This window comes from Gemmatimonadota bacterium (genome assembly GCA_030747075.1).
GTDB lineage: Bacteria > ARS69 > ARS69 > ARS69 > ARS69 > ARS69.
Window position 1 is genome coordinate 88,984 of the sequence record JASLLL010000003.1, and the last position, 16,054, is coordinate 105,037.

General features: G+C 63.6%; 12 protein-coding genes. All 12 read left to right on the plus strand.

The features are described from left to right. The first annotated feature begins 37 nt into the window (after nucleotides 1-37). The 12 genes from QF819_01755 (at nucleotide 38) to leuS (ending at nucleotide 15,761) form a co-directional block, all read left to right on the plus strand. A complete protein-coding gene (locus QF819_01755; GenBank protein MDP6801889.1) occupies nucleotides 38-1,252 on the plus strand; it encodes a TIGR03087 family PEP-CTERM/XrtA system glycosyltransferase in 1,215 nt (404 codons plus the stop codon). After that, nucleotides 1,246-2,109: a DUF3473 domain-containing protein gene (locus QF819_01760; protein ID MDP6801890.1), complete on the plus strand. Its 864-nt coding sequence runs from the start codon at nucleotides 1,246-1,248 to the stop codon at nucleotides 2,107-2,109. Before QF819_01755 ends, QF819_01760 begins: the two co-directional genes overlap by 7 nt. After that, nucleotides 2,106-2,963 (plus strand): exosortase/archaeosortase family protein, encoded by an 858-nt coding sequence (locus QF819_01765; GenBank protein MDP6801891.1) that lies wholly within the window; start codon nucleotides 2,106-2,108, stop codon nucleotides 2,961-2,963. The genes QF819_01760 and QF819_01765 overlap by 4 nt, the downstream gene beginning before the upstream one ends. Next, on the plus strand, nucleotides 2,927-3,580 hold the full coding sequence (locus QF819_01770; protein MDP6801892.1) for an EpsI family protein: 654 nt from the start codon (nucleotides 2,927-2,929) through the stop codon (nucleotides 3,578-3,580). Before QF819_01765 ends, QF819_01770 begins: the two co-directional genes overlap by 37 nt. Then, a complete protein-coding gene (locus QF819_01775) occupies nucleotides 3,577-5,931 on the plus strand; it encodes a tetratricopeptide repeat protein (GenBank protein ID MDP6801893.1) in 2,355 nt (784 codons plus the stop codon). The genes QF819_01770 and QF819_01775 overlap by 4 nt, the downstream gene beginning before the upstream one ends. Nucleotides 5,932-5,998: 67 nt before the next feature. Continuing rightward, nucleotides 5,999-7,111 carry a hypothetical protein gene (locus tag QF819_01780; protein MDP6801894.1) on the plus strand — a complete coding sequence of 371 codons (1,113 nt, stop codon included), beginning with the start codon at nucleotides 5,999-6,001 and terminating at the stop codon, nucleotides 7,109-7,111. A gap of 336 nt (nucleotides 7,112-7,447) precedes the next feature. Then, nucleotides 7,448-8,134 (plus strand): sugar transferase, encoded by a 687-nt coding sequence (locus QF819_01785; protein ID MDP6801895.1) that lies wholly within the window; start codon nucleotides 7,448-7,450, stop codon nucleotides 8,132-8,134. A gap of 676 nt (nucleotides 8,135-8,810) precedes the next feature. After that, nucleotides 8,811-10,109 carry a nucleotide sugar dehydrogenase gene (locus QF819_01790; GenBank protein ID MDP6801896.1) on the plus strand — a complete coding sequence of 433 codons (1,299 nt, stop codon included), beginning with the start codon at nucleotides 8,811-8,813 and terminating at the stop codon, nucleotides 10,107-10,109. 18 nt (nucleotides 10,110-10,127) lie between these two features. After that, entirely contained in the window at nucleotides 10,128-11,090 is a 963-nt protein-coding gene (locus tag QF819_01795) for an SDR family oxidoreductase (protein ID MDP6801897.1), read from the plus strand. Continuing rightward, nucleotides 11,087-12,505, plus strand: coding sequence for a sigma-54 dependent transcriptional regulator (locus QF819_01800; protein ID MDP6801898.1), 1,419 nt, complete (start codon nucleotides 11,087-11,089; stop codon nucleotides 12,503-12,505). The genes QF819_01795 and QF819_01800 overlap by 4 nt, the downstream gene beginning before the upstream one ends. A gap of 107 nt (nucleotides 12,506-12,612) precedes the next feature. Beyond that, the gene (locus QF819_01805) at nucleotides 12,613-13,137 is read left to right on the plus strand and encodes an LptE family protein (protein ID MDP6801899.1); all 525 of its coding nucleotides are present in this window, start codon (nucleotides 12,613-12,615) and stop codon (nucleotides 13,135-13,137) included. A gap of 5 nt (nucleotides 13,138-13,142) precedes the next feature. Beyond that, nucleotides 13,143-15,761: a leucine--tRNA ligase gene (gene leuS / locus QF819_01810; GenBank protein MDP6801900.1), complete on the plus strand. Its 2,619-nt coding sequence runs from the start codon at nucleotides 13,143-13,145 to the stop codon at nucleotides 15,759-15,761. Nucleotides 15,762-16,054 lie beyond the last annotated feature (293 nt).

Consider the following 16,054-nt stretch of genomic DNA (forward strand, 5'->3'; position numbering starts at 1 on the left):
GGAGCGGTGGAGCCTCATCGGAGTCGGAGATCGCCTCGTGAAGATACTCTTTGTTTCACACAGGCCTCCCGGGCCTCCCGACAAGGGCGACAAGATCCGATCGCATCACCTGCTGAAGAGGCTTGCCGCGCGCCATCGCGTGGAGGTGGCTTGCCTGTACGACGAGGACTCCGAACTGGAGACGATGCGCGAGTCGTGCTCCTGGGCGGCGGAACTGACGGCCCGGCGGCGGCCACGGGCTGAGGGGATCGTCCGAGGCTTGATGGCGGCGGCTTCAGGACGATCGCTGACCTCAGGCTACTTTCATTCAACAGAGCTTTCCCGTTCGGTGGACCGGATTCTTCAAGAACGCACGCCCGATGTTGCCCTGGCGTACTGTTCCGGGATGGCCGGGTATCTCAAGGCGTTCGACGGCGCACGCGTGCTCGACCTGGTGGATGTCGATTCCGAGAAGTGGCGGCAGTACGCGTGTCGAGCGCGAGGAGGGAAACGGCTGGTCTATGCTCTGGAAGCCCGGCTCCTGCGCGCGGATGAGCAACGCCTGGTGGGCGAGTTTGATCGGAGCATTGTGGTCTCGGATGCGGAACGCGACCTGCTTGCCGGGTTCTGTGAAGAGAGCCGCATCGATGTGGTTCCGATGGGAGTGGATCTCGCCAGGCTTCAACGCGGCTGCGCCCGACCGGGGACGGCGGACCTTGTGTTTGTGGGGGCGCTCGACTATCTCCCCAACTCGGAGGGGATCACCGCGTTTGCGCGCGAGGTCTTTCCTGCGGTACGCCGCCGGTTCCCAACGGCGCGCCTGCGCATCGTGGGACGGCGTCCAGGAGCGGGAGTCCGGGCCTTGAGCGGTCTCCCCGGTGTTGAGGTTGCGCCGGATGTTCCGGATGTCCGCAACTGGCTCTGGGGGGCGGCCATCGCGGTGGTGCCGCTTCGGATCGCGCAGGGAGTGCAGAACAAGGTGCTGGAGGCAATGGCTGCCGGAGTGCCGGTCGTGGCTTCGCACACAGCCACTCGCGGGATCGATGCGGTGGACGCCGAACACCTTCACATTGCGGAGGACTCCGCCGGGATGGTGGCAAAGATCACGCATCTACTGGAGAATCCCATCGAGGCGGATGCGATGGCGAAGCGCGCGCTGGAGTTCGTTCGCGCGCACCACGATTGGGACACCGCCGCGCTGGCTTACGAGCGGGTCCTTCAGAGCGCACTGGAGCAACGAGGGCCGTCGAAGAGAGAAGGTGGCGCTTGCTGAACGCCATGACCGTGGATGTGGAGGAGTGGTTCCAGGTGTCGAACTTCGACGCGCTGGTGGATCGGTCGGCCTGGGACTCGTATCCGTCACGAGTCGTGGACTCCACGCGGACCTTGCTGTCACTGCTTGAGATGCGAGACACGCGGGCTACCTTCTTCGTGTTGGGTTGGGTGGCGGAGCGTCAGCCGGACCTTGTGGCGGAGATTGCCGATGCCGGGCATGAGGTGGCCAGCCACGGTTACGGGCACGAGTTGGTGTACCGCCTCTCGCCGGAGGCCTTTGCGGAAGATCTGACCCGCTCGCTGGATGCCCTGATGCGCTGTGGGGTCGCCAGCGTGGAAGGATACCGCGCGCCGAGTTTCAGCATGGATGCGCGAACCCGCTGGGCCTGGGATGTTCTGGCCGAGCGGGGGATCAAGTTCGATTCGAGTATCTACCCGGTGCGTCACCCGCGCTACGGGACGCCTGAGTTTTCGCGGTTCCCGGTCACTCTTCGCACGCCGGAAAGACAGACGGTGCGGGAGTTTCCGCTGACCACGCTCCGAGTGCTCGGCAACAATGTCGGAGCGAGCGGCGGCGGCTACCTTCGCGTGTTCCCCCCTGCGATCATCCGCACTGCCATCACGCAAGCGAATCGTGCGGGACATCCGGCGGTGGTGTATGTGCATCCATGGGAACTGGATCCTGCGCAGCCTCGTCTACCCGTGCGGGGCCTGGGAAGAGTGACGCACTACACGAACCTCGCCGCGACCTATGATCGACTGGACGATCTCCTTGCGCGCTTCCGGTTCGGTACGATGACCGACGCGCTCAGGGAAGCCGCTGGGGTGGAGGCTCCAGTCGTTGAGGTGCCATGATGACGGATCGGGTCCGGGTCGGAGTCCTTCTTCTCTCCCTTGTGGGACTCTATGGCACGCTGATTCCCGACCTGGTGGGTGACTGGATGCGGTCGGGGGATTATTCGCACGGGTTCCTCATTCCTGTTGTCAGCGTGTGGCTTCTCTGGGATCGACGGGAGAAGGTCTCCGCCATCCCCTCGCGTCCGTTCTTCCCGGGGGCGCTTGTTGTGGCCGGGGCCGTCATGCAGATGCTGATCGGTGTCGCGAGCGCGGAACTCTTCCTGCAGAGAAGTTCGCTGGTCCTGTTCCTGATCGGTTGGACGCTGTTGGTCTGGGGCGTGCCTCGCCTTCGTGCATTGTGGTTCCCGTTCGCGTATCTGCTCTTCATGATCCCTCTGCCTGCGGTGGTCTGGTACGCCATGGCATTCCCGCTGCAGTTGCTGGCATCGCAGATCACGGCGACGGCCTTGACGATGGCGGGCATGGAAGCCGTGCGCCTTGGGAATGTCATTCAGCTGCCGGGCTGCACGCTGGAGGTTGCCGACGCCTGCAGCGGGTTGCGGTCGCTGGTCGCGCTCTCCGCTCTGGCGGCGTTGCTGGCGGAGGGAAGTCTTGTGCCTGGACGAGGACCGGGGCGCCCTGTGGGGCGCATGATGATGTTCCTCGCGGCAGTTCCGGTGTCCATCGTGGCGAATGTGTTGCGTGTGGGTTTCTCTGCGGGAGTGGCGGCGGCATGGCGCACCGATGTGGTCAGCGGAGGCCTTCATGAGCTGTTGGGTTTGCTTCTTTTCGTGCTCGCCGGGGGAATGCTCCTGGCACTTCGGGAGGGACTCGCTTGGGTCGAAGAGACTCCGCGACGCTGGTCGCAATAGTACTGACGCTGGCAGGGCTGTTCGGCGCGATGCGCCTTCGTGCCAGCTCTCCAGTCCCGTCGGGAGGGGTGGATCTGGAGGCGATTTCGCGTGGAGTGGGCTCGTTCGTCTCCAGAGACCTGGACATTCCAGAGGACATTCTGAACACGCTTCGCTCGGACGAGGTTCTCTTCCGCGAGTACCGATCTTCCGAGGGCGGAGAGCCTGTCTGGCTCTTTGTGGACTACCACGCAAGCCAGAAGGTGGGGTCGCAAATACACTCGCCCCGGCACTGCTATCCGGGTTCGGGCTGGACGATCCTGACGACGAGCGTGGAGGCGTTTGAGCAGGGGGAACGCGCGCGCCTTGTGCTGTTGCGGGACAAGCGTGAGATGGTGACGCAGTACTGGTACGAGACACGGTGGGGCCGATGCGGAAGGGAGACGGACCTGAAGCTCGCGCTGCTGCGGTCCGCACTGGCGGGTCGATCCACGGATGCGGCTCTCGTCCGTCTCTCTACCAGGGTGGGGGATGGAGAGGCCTCGGAGGATGCGTGGGATCGACTGTCGGTCCTGTCCGGAATGTTGGATGAGTCGCTTGCGGTCTCGCTGCCTTTTGAGGAGAGGCAAGGCGGGTGAGAGCTCACCCGGAGGGCCCGCCGCCCGGAAGCGTGTTTGTATCGTGCTGGCTGGCGGCACTGGCGGCAGCGAGGAGGCCGCTTGTCTTCCTTCCGTTTGTGCCGCAAGTGGTCGTGCAGGGCCTGACTCTACTCCTGCTGTCCCAGTTCTATCGAGGGCCACTGCCGGACCTGGTCGGGGGGTTGTTCTTCTCTCTGGGTGGCGAGCGCGCGCTTCACTATCCCAACGCCTACGATACGCTTCCCCGTGTATTTCACCGGGCGGACCTGTTCATCAACCTGGCGCTGGGAGTCCCCTGCCGGGGTGCTTTGATAGTTCTCCTTCCCTGGGCGTTCCGCGCTCGGTCGGGAGAAGGCGCGCCACGCATGAGTGCGGTGCTTGGTCGGCTGGGGCCGTTGTGGTGCGTGGGCTTTCTGCCTTGGGCGGTGGCGGTGTTCGGTGTGGTGATGATGGATCGACTGACCACCGGCGTGTTCTACGGAAGCCCGCGGGTGCTGGCTGCCACGGAACTGGCATTGCAAGCGCTGGTCATCCTCGCGGAGGTCCTGTTCGCCTATGCAGCCGCCGGTGTGCTTCTGGGCCGACTCACCCCGCTGGCCGCGCTGAAGCGAAGCGCTGCAATGGCCTCGCGCAGCTTCTGGACGACACTGGGCTTTGTCAGCATTCCACTGGTGGCCGTGCTGGCCTTGCTCACAGCCGCGAAGCGAGCCGTGGAAGTGGGCGCTGCGCCGGCTCCGGAGGCGAGCGTCTGGCTGTCCGCGCTGTCGATCCTCTTCGGGGTGATGGCCTCCGTGTGCGTCACGGCGGTCACTACACGCCGTTACCTGCACGAATGGGGGCTTGAGCCTTCGGAGAGGAAGCCGGGGCGAGGCAGCCTGTCAGGATGCGGTCTGGCACTTCTCGCGTTGTGGACGGCGCTTCCAGGGTGCTCCGGCGAGACCGCCCCCGAGTTCGAGCGGCGCTTTCTCGCGGAGCGTGAAGAGTGGCGGGCAAGAAAGGCGGAGGCCGAGCCTCGGGCAGTTTCCTCCGGGCCGGTGGAGGCGGCAGCGAGAGCTCGACAACTCCATGCGGAGATTGAGCAGAAGTTCGGTGTGGAAGCGCGACCATCCGGAGAGGACCTGGCCAATCCGGACCGGAGGACACGCCTCCTTGTCGCGGGCCGGGCCGGACTTCGAAGCGCGCACCTGGGCCTTCGTGCCGGTGAAGTTGCGGAAGCTGCCGAGATGTTTGCGAGGGTGGGAGAGATCTACGGCTTTGCGGAAGACCTGGAGTATCAGGCATGGATGGGAGAAGGGATCGCCTGGGAACTGCTTGGTGATGTGAGGAGGGCGCTCCTGACCTATGCGAGGGTTCTCGACAAGTACCCTGCCGTTCGTGCCGGTGTCGAGGGTGCGCCTTCGCAGGTCAATGTCGATCTGTTGAACCTGGCCGTGCATCGCGCAGACTTGGCGAAGCACACTCCCGCACTGGAAGGAGTGGACCGGATCATCGTGCAGGAACGAGCCAGGCTGCGTGGTCTCCTTTTTGGCCGGGAGGGCACGCGCGCCGGACGGGAGGTTCGGTGGAGGCTGGCGGAGGTGCATCTGGTGTGTGGAGACTGGGAAGACGGAGCGAGCGCACTGGAGGATCTTGCCACGGAGGCCGGGGAAGGAGCGGATCGCGCTCAGCTGCTTCTGGAGGCAGGAGAGGCCTGGCTGCGAAGCTCCGACGGACTTTCCGGGGCGGAGCGGAACGCCCTCGCTGCTCAGATGGCGGGGGCCGGGACGGAACAGGGGGCGGAGGCCAGGCTGCTTCTCGGGCGGGTTCTCCTGGCCAAAGGAAACGCGGCGGGGGCGTTGAGTGTACTGGAGGATCTGCTGGCCCTGGGAGCTCGGCTGCGGGCTGGAAGGGAAGCCGAGGCGCGCTATCTTCGTGGGCAGTGTCTTGTCGCTCTCGGGCGCTGGGAGGAGGCCGTCCCCATCCTGGAGTATGTGGCGAAAGCGAACCCGCGCTCGCCGTATGGCATCCTTGCCCGCAGCCGTTCGCTGAAGATGCGCGGGACTCTGACGGACCGGAGGGGAGCGCGGCGCGTCGCTGCCGAGACCGTGGAACTGGCCGCTTTGCTGCCGGTGCGCTCCGCCCAAAAAGCCGGAGCTGTGGGGTGGGGGCCCAGGGATTCGTATCGGCAGGAACAAGCACTCTGGCGTGAGGTGTCCCGGTCGCTCATCGGGATTGCGAACGACTGGCCCGGCGAGCCATTTGCAAAACTCGCGATGGAACGCGGTGTGCGCGTCGCTCGGGACCTTGCCCGGGATGAAGACCTGGCGCGAGAGATCCTCCAGACACAAGAGGCGATGGGGGAAACCCCTTGACACTGTGTGGGGGCGCTCTGAGAGTTGCGCCCTCTGGAACGAGCGCTCTTGGAAGGGGAAGATCGGGATGTCACGCGTCGTCTGTGCACTACTCATATTGCCGGGCTTGCTCGCGGCGTCCGTGGGGACCAGTGGCGCTGCGCTGGAGTTTCGCACCGATCATGAGAGGGCGTACTTCACTCTGGACGGGCCGCAATCCGTTGCGGGACTTTCTCCACTGCGCGTCCCCGGGCCGCTGGAGGGGGATTTCCGCCTGCATGCCACCGGCTCCGGGTTGGCCCCGCAGACAGGAGTGCTGTCGGTGGAACTCGGAACCGGTGGCCCGCGGATTGTTGGATTCGGCAGAGAGTCGCTTCGCGAGTGTGCGTTTCGCGGGGCGGTGTTTCCCGGGCTTGTCCAGCACGGCAGGGGAGAAAGAGGCCGAGCCGCATTTCTCGCTTCCGGTGCGACGGCGGGACTTGCCGCAGCCCTGTGGATTCACCTGGACATTGTGAAGGGTGAGGACCGCGCCGCGGACTTGCGGAGCAGGGGCCGACTCTTGTCGGCCGCGGATCCCGATGGCGCCGAGGCGCTCTTCCTGCAGGCATCCAGAAAATCGCGCGATGTGAATCATCTGAGGGATCGTCGCATCCTCGCGCTGGTGTCCACCGCCACGGTGTGGGGTGTGGGATTCACGGACGCAACACTCTTCCGACGGCCGTTTCGGGTGACTCGGTCGCGTGCGGATGGCCTGGTTCTCCGCGCCGAGAAAGCCGGACGCGCGGGCACGCTGGCTCGCTCTCTTCTCTTTCCGGGTCTGGGGCATGACTTCGCAGGCCGAGGTCGCCGCGGTCTTGCCGCCACGATGGGTGCGGTCGGGGCCGGAGGCTATCTGCTCGCAAGCATGGACTCAAAGAATCGTGCGACCCAACAGCGTGTCTGGTTGGAGAAGAGGATTGAGGAATCTACGAATGGCCATTTGCTGTCGGGAGATCTTGCCGAAGCCCGATTCGAGGAGTCGAAGAAGGCGACGGAGAGGAATCGAGCGGCATGGCTGTTGGCGGGCTGGTGGGCATTGTCAGCACTCGACTCCATCTGGTCCCCGGAACTCGGGGCTCCCGCGGGGGGGCATTCGAACATGTCCGGAGCTTTTTCGGTCGATCCTGTGCTGGCCGAGGTGAGCTGGAAAGTGGGATTCTGACCCGTTCCCCAGCGGGCTGTGGCAGATTGTGATCTGCAGAGCCGGTACTTGGGCTCTTTTGGCATAATGCAACAGAATCTGCGCCGTGGTTGACAGGCACCCTGACACCCTCATATACTGTTCATTCGTTCGACCCCCCTGATTTACACCGTGTCATTCAGCATGGCGGCGAGTTTTCCCGGATGCCGTCGAGAGAAAGTCGGTTCCACCCGGGTCCCCCTGGAACCGGCAGGAGAGGACACAGATATGCTGAGGGGAAATGCCGCATCCAATGTGGACGCATATGTGGCTCGCAGGCCAATGCCGGGGAAGAGACTCAGAACCGTTGACGCACCCATGCCGCTCGTCTTGGGAGCGGGTCGCAGGATCTTCGACATCGTGGGATCGCTCACGCTACTCCTTGTTCTTCTGCCGCTCTTGGCTGGCATCGCCGTGGCAGTCAAACTGACTTCGCGGGGCCCGGTCTTCTATCTGCAGACCCGCGTCGGGATGAACCGGCGCACGAGCAGGGATCAACGCCGCGCTCCATCGAGTGTTTCGACTCCCGAGCGTCGGCGCGGAGATCGCCGAGTCATCGCAAGTGCGGGGAAGCTCTTCCGTATCTGCAAGTTCCGCAGCATGGTGGACGGGGCTGAGAATGCGGTGGGAGCCACTTGGGCCGTACCGGATGATCCCCGCATTACTCCAGTCGGGAGGATTCTACGCAAGACCCGACTCGACGAACTTCCGCAGCTTGTGAATGTCCTGCGTGGAGAGATGTCATTCATTGGTCCGCGCCCGGAACGCCCTTTCTTCGTGGAGAAGTTCTGCCTCTCAATGCCGACCTACACGGGGCGCTTGGTGACGCCTCCGGGGATCACCGGGCTGGCTCAGGTGGAGCACAAGTACGACACCAGCTATGAGGATGTTCGTCTGAAGCTGGAATACGATCTCCGGTATCTTCAGAACCGAAGCGTCAGAATGGACCTTCTCATCTTTCTCAAGACGATCAAGGTCATGCTGAGCGGAAGCGGAGCCCATTAGGAATACAGTAGTTGGGCCGGTCGCTTGCGGTGCGCTCCCTTGACTCCCCCGCGGGTGAGTGCTAGCTTGCACGCGCTTCTGATACGGTTGAGTCCGGCTGCAAGGGTTGGGAGTCTGCCGGTGGTTTCGGCCCGAGCGGAGGGCGACGCTGTGAAGCACCTGGACCGGACCTGTGGCACGACTCGCCCGGACCCGCTTCCTGTGGAAGGTGCTGCGCGGGCCCAGCGCACCTCCCCTGCGGTCTCTCCTGAACAAACCTCCTCCCCAGCCCGAATCCTCTGGGAGCGCGTACCCGAGATCGTCCTGCTGTGGGTGCTGGCGGGTTTCCTGGTATGGGCGGCCATCCGTTTCGCGGGAATGCTGGAGCGGACCGGGACCCCTCGGAGGGAGGGGGCGCTGCTCTTTGCGGCCTTCGCGGCAGCGGGCGCCTTCGCTCTCCGGAGGGCGGTCACTCGGGGGCGTAGACTCCGAATACGGCCGGAGGCACTGGCAAAGGGGCAAGGAGACCCTCCAATAGCTCGGGATCAGGCTCGACGAGGGCCGCTGAAAGGAGTACAAGGATAGTTACGGGTGCTTACACTAGGCTGGGGTACGACAGGATGCGGCACCTCTTGGGTCGCTTCGGGACTTCCGCATTGTGCGAAGGAGCTGCGGAAGATGGGGAAGGGGAGGGCGGATGATGCTGCTTCGGAAGCTGGAGAGCCGATCGGCCACGATCGGAGTGGTCGGCCTGGGCTATGTCGGGCTTCCTCTCGCGATGGAGTTCGCGAAGGCCGGGTACCGTGTCCTTGGGATTGATGTCGACGCGCGGAAGGTGCAGAACCTGCGGGACGGTGAGTCCTATATTCTGGATGTGGACAATGCGGATGTGACGCGTTTCGTCCAATCGGGAGAGTTCTCCGCCTCGCGGGATCATTCACTGCTCGCGGACGCTGATGTCATCGTGATCTGCGTCCCCACTCCGCTTCAGGCGAAGACCAAGGATCCCGATCTCACTTTCATTCTGGATGCGGTGTCGCAGATTCGGGCTTGTCTCCGAGAAGGCCAGCTGATCATCCTGGAGAGCACCACCTTCCCGGGAACGACCACCGAGGTGATCCTCCCCATCCTTCAGGACGGAGAGCTTCGCGTGGGGAAGGACTTCTTCCTGGCGTTCTCTCCGGAGCGAGTGGACCCGGGGAACGAGACCTTCCATACCGGCAACATCCCCAAGGTCGTGGGGGGGTGCACCCAAGAGTGTACTCGGCACGCGGTGGCGCTCTACGAGAATTGCCTGGAACGCGTCGTGCCCGTGAGTTCACCGGATGTCGGGGAAATGGTGAAGCTGCTGGAGAACACCTTTCGCACCGTCAACATCGGCCTGGTGAACGAGTTCGCGCTCCTCTGCGGGAAGCTCGGGATCGATGTCTGGGAAGTGATTGAGGCGGCATCCACGAAGCCGTTCGGGTTCATGCCGTTTTACCCCGGCCCCGGGTTGGGAGGTCACTGCCTTCCGGTGGATCCTCTCTACCTGTCCTGGAAGGCTCATGTGAACGGATTCCACCCCAAACTCATTGATACTGCCGTCCGCGTGAATCAGGAGATGCCTCAGCACATCGTGGCCCGGGTGGAAGCCTCCCTCCCGGATTCAAGCGAGGGCCTGAAGGGGACGAAAATACTGGTGATAGGGGTGGCCTACAAGCGGGACACAGACGATGTCCGGGAATCCCCGGCACTGGAGATTATTCGCCTCCTGGAGGAACAGGGGGCTTGTGTCGACTATACCGATCCCCATGTGGCCACTCTCCGACCAAACGGGACGCAGATGTCGTCCCGAACGCTGTCCCCGGAGGTTCTCGAAGAGGCGGATTGCGTGTTGATCGTGACGGACCACACCCGTGTGGACTATGCCATGATCGCGTGCCACGCATCGGTGGTTGTGGATACCCGCAACGCTCTCAAGGACCATGTGGGAGAGCACATCCACCGCCTCTGACAAGGAGCGGAAGCCGCTGTGGCCAGCTTTCTCGTGACAGGCGGTGCCGGGTTCATCGGTTCCCATCTCGTGGATGCGCTCGTGAGTTCCGGCGGTCAGGTGCGCGTGCTGGACAATCTGTCCACCGGTTCACTGGACAATCTCGGTGAGGCACTGGACCGCATTGAGTTCATTCAGGGAGACATCACCGACCCGCCCACGGTGTCGCGCGCGGTGGAAGGCGTGGATCATGTCTTTCACGAAGCGGCACTCGTCAGTGTGCCTCTATCGATGGAAAACCCGGAAGCGAACCACCGCATCAATGTGAACGGGACCTTCGCCCTGCTTCAGGCAAGCAGGGCGGCCGGCGTGAAGCGCTTTGTCTTCGCGGGTTCCTGCGCCGCTTATGGCGGGAACCCCGCGGAGGTCGCGAGGGAAACGGACACTCCGGAACCCGGTTCGCCCTACGCGCTCGCCAAACTGGCGGGCGAAGGGTACTGCCGTCTCTTCGATCGAATGGGTTGGCTGGAGACGGTGGTTCTACGCTACTTCAATGTGTTCGGCCCCCGGCAGGATCCGGAGTCTCCCTATTCGGCAGTGGTCCCTCTCTTTGCGACGCGCCTTCTCGGCGGTCAGCCTCCGGTGATCCATGGTGATGGCGGCCAGACGCGGGACTTCGTCTATGTGAAGGATGTGATCCAGGCGAACCTGCTCGCCATGACTTCGACCGATGCGCACGGAGGGGTCTTCAATGTCGGAACAGGGGAGAGTCGCTCTGTGAAGGAACTGGCGAACTGCCTCTCCGCGCTCGTGCCGGAGGGGCCTGGACCGGTTCATGAGGGCGCGCGCGCCGGGGACATTCGGGATTCCCGCGCGGGAGTGGAAGCCGCGCGCCGGACGCTCGGGTTTGAGGCGGCCGTCCCCTTCGACGAGGGCCTCGCCAGAACGGTGGAGTGGTATCGAAGGCAGGAGAGCCTGCAGGACTCCGGAGGGTCGTCATGAGCGGGGCTCTCCCACGGGTTCTCATTGTGGACGACGACGCCATGTTCCGAAAGATCCTCCTCGCGGACCTCAGCGAACGCGGGTTTCGCGTGGAGGAGTTGGACGGATCGGGTGCCGTGGCGACGGAAGTCGTCAACCGCGCGCCGGAGGTTCTCCTGCTGGACCTCAACCTTCCTGACACCAATGGGATCGAGGTACTGGAGAGCCTTCGCGCAGCCGCAGCGGACTGCCGGACCATCATGGTCACCGGGACCGAGGACATTGCACAGGCGGTGCGCGCCATCCGAGCCGGCGCCTTCGATTATGTCACAAAGCCGGTCAATCTGGACGCACTGGCTGTGTCCATCGAGCGGGCTGCGGAGGCCGGGCGCGTCTCTCGTGAGCGGGATCTTTATCGGCAGCACTACGACCGCCGCTTCGACTATGTGGAAAGTCGCAACCCGGAGATGAAGCGCATTCATGAACTGGCTCGCAGAGTGGCGGGCAGCGAGACAACCGCGGTGCTCATTGACGGAGAGAGCGGGACGGGGAAAGAACTCATTGCGAATCGGATTCATCAGGCTTCGGCGCGCTCGGAGATGCCGTTTCTCGAGGTGAACTGCGCGAGCCTGCCGGAACAACTGCTGGAGAGCGAACTGTTCGGTCACGAGAAGGGTTCGTTCACCGATGCCAGTTCGCGGAAGCGCGGCCTTCTGGAACTGGCGGACGGAGGGACGCTGTTCCTGGACGAAGTGGGGGAGATGGCCCCGCCCATTCAGGTGAAGCTGCTGCGCGTTCTGGAACGGATGACCTTTCGAAGGGTGGGAGGCACCCGCGATATTCGTGTCTCTGTGCGGGTCATCTCGGCAACCAATCGAGAGCTGGACGAAGAAGTGAAGCGCGGGCAGTTCCGTGAAGACCTCTACTTTCGTCTGAAGGTCGTCCCGGTCACGCTGCCGCCGCTTCGAGAGCGACCGGAGGACATTCCCGTTCTGGCGAGGCACTTCCTGAGGCGGTTTGCCGTCTCATTCAGCCAGGAGATGTCGGACATCGCTCCGGAGGCAATGCGCGCACTCCTGGGTTACCCCTGGCCGGGCAATATTCGCGAGCTCCGCAATGTGATGGAGCGCGCGGTTCTTCTGCATGACGGGACGATTCTCACCGCTCCGATGCTGATGCTCCCCGGGACGAGCAGCCACTCCCCCGGTGGGGTGGGCGAGTTCCTCGGGGCGCTTCGGGGGATTGCTGACGACGGTCTTCCGGCCGATGGTGTGGACTTCGAAGAGGTGTCGGGCTCGGTAGAGCGATTCCTCCTCCTTGCGGCCCTCGAAACCACGGGGTGGAACCAGACCGGTGCAGCGAGGAAGCTCCGCCTGAACCGGGACAAGCTCCGAACCCGAATGAAGAACCACGGGCTCACACCTCCGGCAGCCTAGCGGTACGCCTCACGACGCTCTCCTGCGGCCGGAGGGCACAGCAGACAACCGGAGGCGGTGAGTTTGGCCTTTCGCCGGGCGCGCACCTCCCGTAGATTCCCGGCACTATGAACAAGCGTCTCTGCGGCATTCTGGCCATGCTGTCCCTTGTGGGACTGACCGGACTTCTCTCGGGATGTCCGTACGGGTTCTCCTCGTCTCTGTTGCCGGGGCATATCCGAACGGTCGCGATCCCGCTTCCTGAGAACCGTACCGATCGTGGAGATCTCAGTTCGGTTCTGGCGGACTCCCTTGTCGAAGCGTTCATCGACAACCCGGTACTGAAGGTGGCTGACGAGAAGGATGCGGACTCGCTGCTCGAAGCCGTCCTTCTGGAATACCATCGCGCCCCGTTCACCTATGACGCTTCCGAGAATGTGCTGGAGTACCGAGTCGAGGTCATTGCGGAAGTCCGGTTTGTGGATGTGCGAAAGAACAAAGTGCTCTGGGAGGAGAAGAGAATGCGGCAGTGGGCCACCTACAATCATGCGGAGGTCGGTGGGCAGCCGGCTGAGGAAGAGGATGTCGGGATAGCCCGTGTGGTCGTCCGACTGAGAGACGACATACTGACGCGTACGGTGGAGGGGTGGTAGCGAGTATGAGTGAAGGTCAGACCGGGGGAGAGGGCGCCGGACGAGCGACCCCCTGGGAGGATGGAGAGCGGTATCCCTTCGCGCAGGTGGAAGCCGGGTGGCAGGAGCGCTGGCTCCGCGAGGAGACCTTCGCCACCGACATCGAAGAAGACGGGCGGCCCAAGTTCTATGCGCTGGTGATGTTCCCGTACCCGTCCGGCGCGGGGCTTCATGTGGGGCACCCGGAGAGCTATGTGGCGGCAGACATCCTTGCGCGGTACCACCGAATGACCGGACATCGGGTACTGCATCCGATGGGGTGGGACGCATTCGGGCTTCCCGCAGAACAGTATGCGATCCAGACCGGAACGCATCCGAGTGTGACCACGCGCCGGAACATCGACAACTTCCGTCGGCAGATTCAGAGCCTCGGGCTGTCGTATGACTGGAACCGGGAAGTCAACACGACGGATCCGGATTACTACCGGTGGACCCAGTGGATCTTCCTGCGCATGTACCGCTCCTGGTACGACCAGAACGAAGGGCGTGCGCGCCCGATCGAGGAACTCCCGGTGCCGGAGGACATTCGCGCGTGCGGCAAAGCGAAGGTTGCGGAGTTTGTGGACGCCCACCGACTCGCATACCGAGCCGAAGTTCCGGTGAACTGGTGTCCCGAGCTGGGGACGGTTCTTGCGAACGAAGAGATCATTGACGGACTGAGTGAACGCGGAGGCCATCCGGTAGAGCGTCGGCCTCTGCTTCAGTGGATGCTCCGGATTACCGCTTATGCGGACCGGTTGATTGAGGATCTGGACAGTGTGGACTGGCCGGAACCGGTCAAGGCCATGCAGCGCAACTGGATCGGGAAGTCCATCGGTGCCGAGATCGATTTCGTCCCGTCGGGGGCTTCCTCTTCCATCGCGCGCCCGTTCCCCCGCGACCCGGACCCCGGGGTGATTCGCGTGTACACCACTCGGCCGGATACGCTGTTTGGCGTGACCTTCATGGTGCTGGCGCCTGAGCACCCGCTGGTCGATGCATTTGCGACACCGGATCAACGCGCCGCCGTAGACGCGTATCGAGAGGAAGCCCGGAGCACGAGCGAGATCGAACGCACGAATCCAACACGCGAAAAGACAGGCGTGCCGACAGGGGGGTTCGTCATCAATCCCGCCTCCGGGGAGCCGGTACCGGTGTGGATCGCGGACTATGTGCTCATGGGGTACGGGACCGGCGCGATCATGGCGGTCCCCGGGCATGATCTGCGGGATCATGAGTTCGCGCGGATGCATGGGCTCCCGATCGCTCCGATCCTTGCAGTAGGGGAGGAGGCGGTCGCTCCGGGAGAGGAACCGCCGACCGCGCGTTTCGTGCGCTCGGAGAACGAGGCAGTCAGCCTGAACGGACTGGATCCGGAAGGCGGGAAAGCGGCCATTCTGGGCTGGCTCGCTGCTTCCGGACACGGGCGCGAGGCCGCCAATACTCGTTTGAGGGACTGGCTCTTCAGCAGGCAACGCTACTGGGGCGAGCCGTTCCCGATGGTGACGGCACCGGATGGGCAAGTACGGGATCTGCCGGACTCGGCGCTTCCTGTGGTGCTGCCGGATCTGGCGGACTTCGAGCCCACCGGAACTCCGGACCCCATGCTGGCCAAGGCCACCGACTGGGTTGAGATCACGGACCCCGACACGGGGGAGTGCCTCCTCCGGGAAACCAACACCATGCCGCAGTGGGCGGGTTCCTGTTGGTACTACCTGCGCTACATCGACCCCGGGAATCAGGAAGAACTCGTCAGCCCGGATCTTGAGCGGTCCTGGATGCCGGTCGATGTCTATCTCGGCGGTGCGGAACATGCCGTGCTTCATCTTCTGTACGCGCGATTCTGGCACAAGGTCCTCTTCGACCTGGGCTGCGTCTCCACGCCCGAGCCGTTTCAGAAGCTCCTGAATCAGGGGATGATTCTGGGTGAGGACGGAGAGAAGATGTCGAAGTCGCGGGGGAATGTCATCAATCCCGACGAGATGATCGAAGCCCGGGGGGCGGATGCTTTCCGTGTGTACGAGATGTTCATGGGGCCGCTTCAGGTGGACAAGCCCTGGTCGACCAAGGGCCTTCGTGGCGCGTCGAGGTTCCTGGACCGCTGCTGGCGTGCGGCCCAGTTCCCACCGCCGGAAGACAAGCAGGATCCGCATGAACTCGTCCGGCATCGGACCATTCGGAAGGTGACCGAGGACACGGTTCGCGTGCGCTTCAACACGGCCATATCGACGCTGATGGAATATGTCAACTGCCTGACCGCGAAGGAGTCCGCCACCCGGGAGGATCTACGCGTCCTGACGCTCCTGCTGGCGCCCTACGCGCCCCATCTCGCGGAAGAGATGTGGGAGCGCCTGGAGTTCGGATCGGGCGTGTCCCGCGAGCCCTGGCCGAGTTTCGACGACGCTCTGGCCACTCCAGAGCTGGTTACCATCGTTGTGCAAGTGAACGGGAAGGTCCGCGGCCGCATCGAGGCGGAGGGCGACACTCCGAAGGACGAGTTGATCGCACTTGCCAGAGCGGACGATGCGGTAGCCCGCCATCTGGGCGAAGAAACGCCCCGCAAGGTGATCGTGGTTCCCGGGAGACTGGTGAACTTCGTTCTCTGAGGCGGACACGCCAGCCCACCCCAGAAGGTCTCAGCCGGTGAAGGCCGACCCACCCGGCGTCTGCACGCTGCGGGGCAGCCAGCACCAAGGCCCAGCAACTTCCATGCTCCCAACAATATAGAACGCACGGCTGCGAAGAAGGGGCGTACGGCGCTCGCCGGGGATACCTTGTGGATAGTGTTGTAAGTGCTGGAACGGCACGCGGTTGCGTCGCGGAGCTGCAGTATGGGTGCGCGACATAATCCCTCTTTCCGGACACTCCAACCCGCTAGTTGTGTTGCAGTGATTGTTGT

Bases quoted from the DNA above. Each gene is read 5' to 3' on its own strand.
- QF819_01805 (MDP6801899.1), top strand. From the start codon at position 12,613: ATGAACAAGCGTCTCTGCGGCATTCTGGCCATGCTGTCCCTTGTGGGA.
- QF819_01800 (MDP6801898.1), top strand. From the start codon at position 11,087: ATGAGCGGGGCTCTCCCACGGGTTCTCATTGTGGACGACGACGCCATG.
- QF819_01785 (MDP6801895.1), top strand. From the start codon at position 7,448: ATGCCGCTCGTCTTGGGAGCGGGTCGCAGGATCTTCGACATCGTGGGA.
- leuS (MDP6801900.1), top strand. From the start codon at position 13,143: ATGAGTGAAGGTCAGACCGGGGGAGAGGGCGCCGGACGAGCGACCCCC.
- QF819_01780 (MDP6801894.1), top strand. From the start codon at position 5,999: ATGTCACGCGTCGTCTGTGCACTACTCATATTGCCGGGCTTGCTCGCG.
- QF819_01765 (MDP6801891.1), top strand. From the start codon at position 2,106: ATGATGACGGATCGGGTCCGGGTCGGAGTCCTTCTTCTCTCCCTTGTG.
- QF819_01790 (MDP6801896.1), top strand. From the start codon at position 8,811: ATGATGCTGCTTCGGAAGCTGGAGAGCCGATCGGCCACGATCGGAGTG.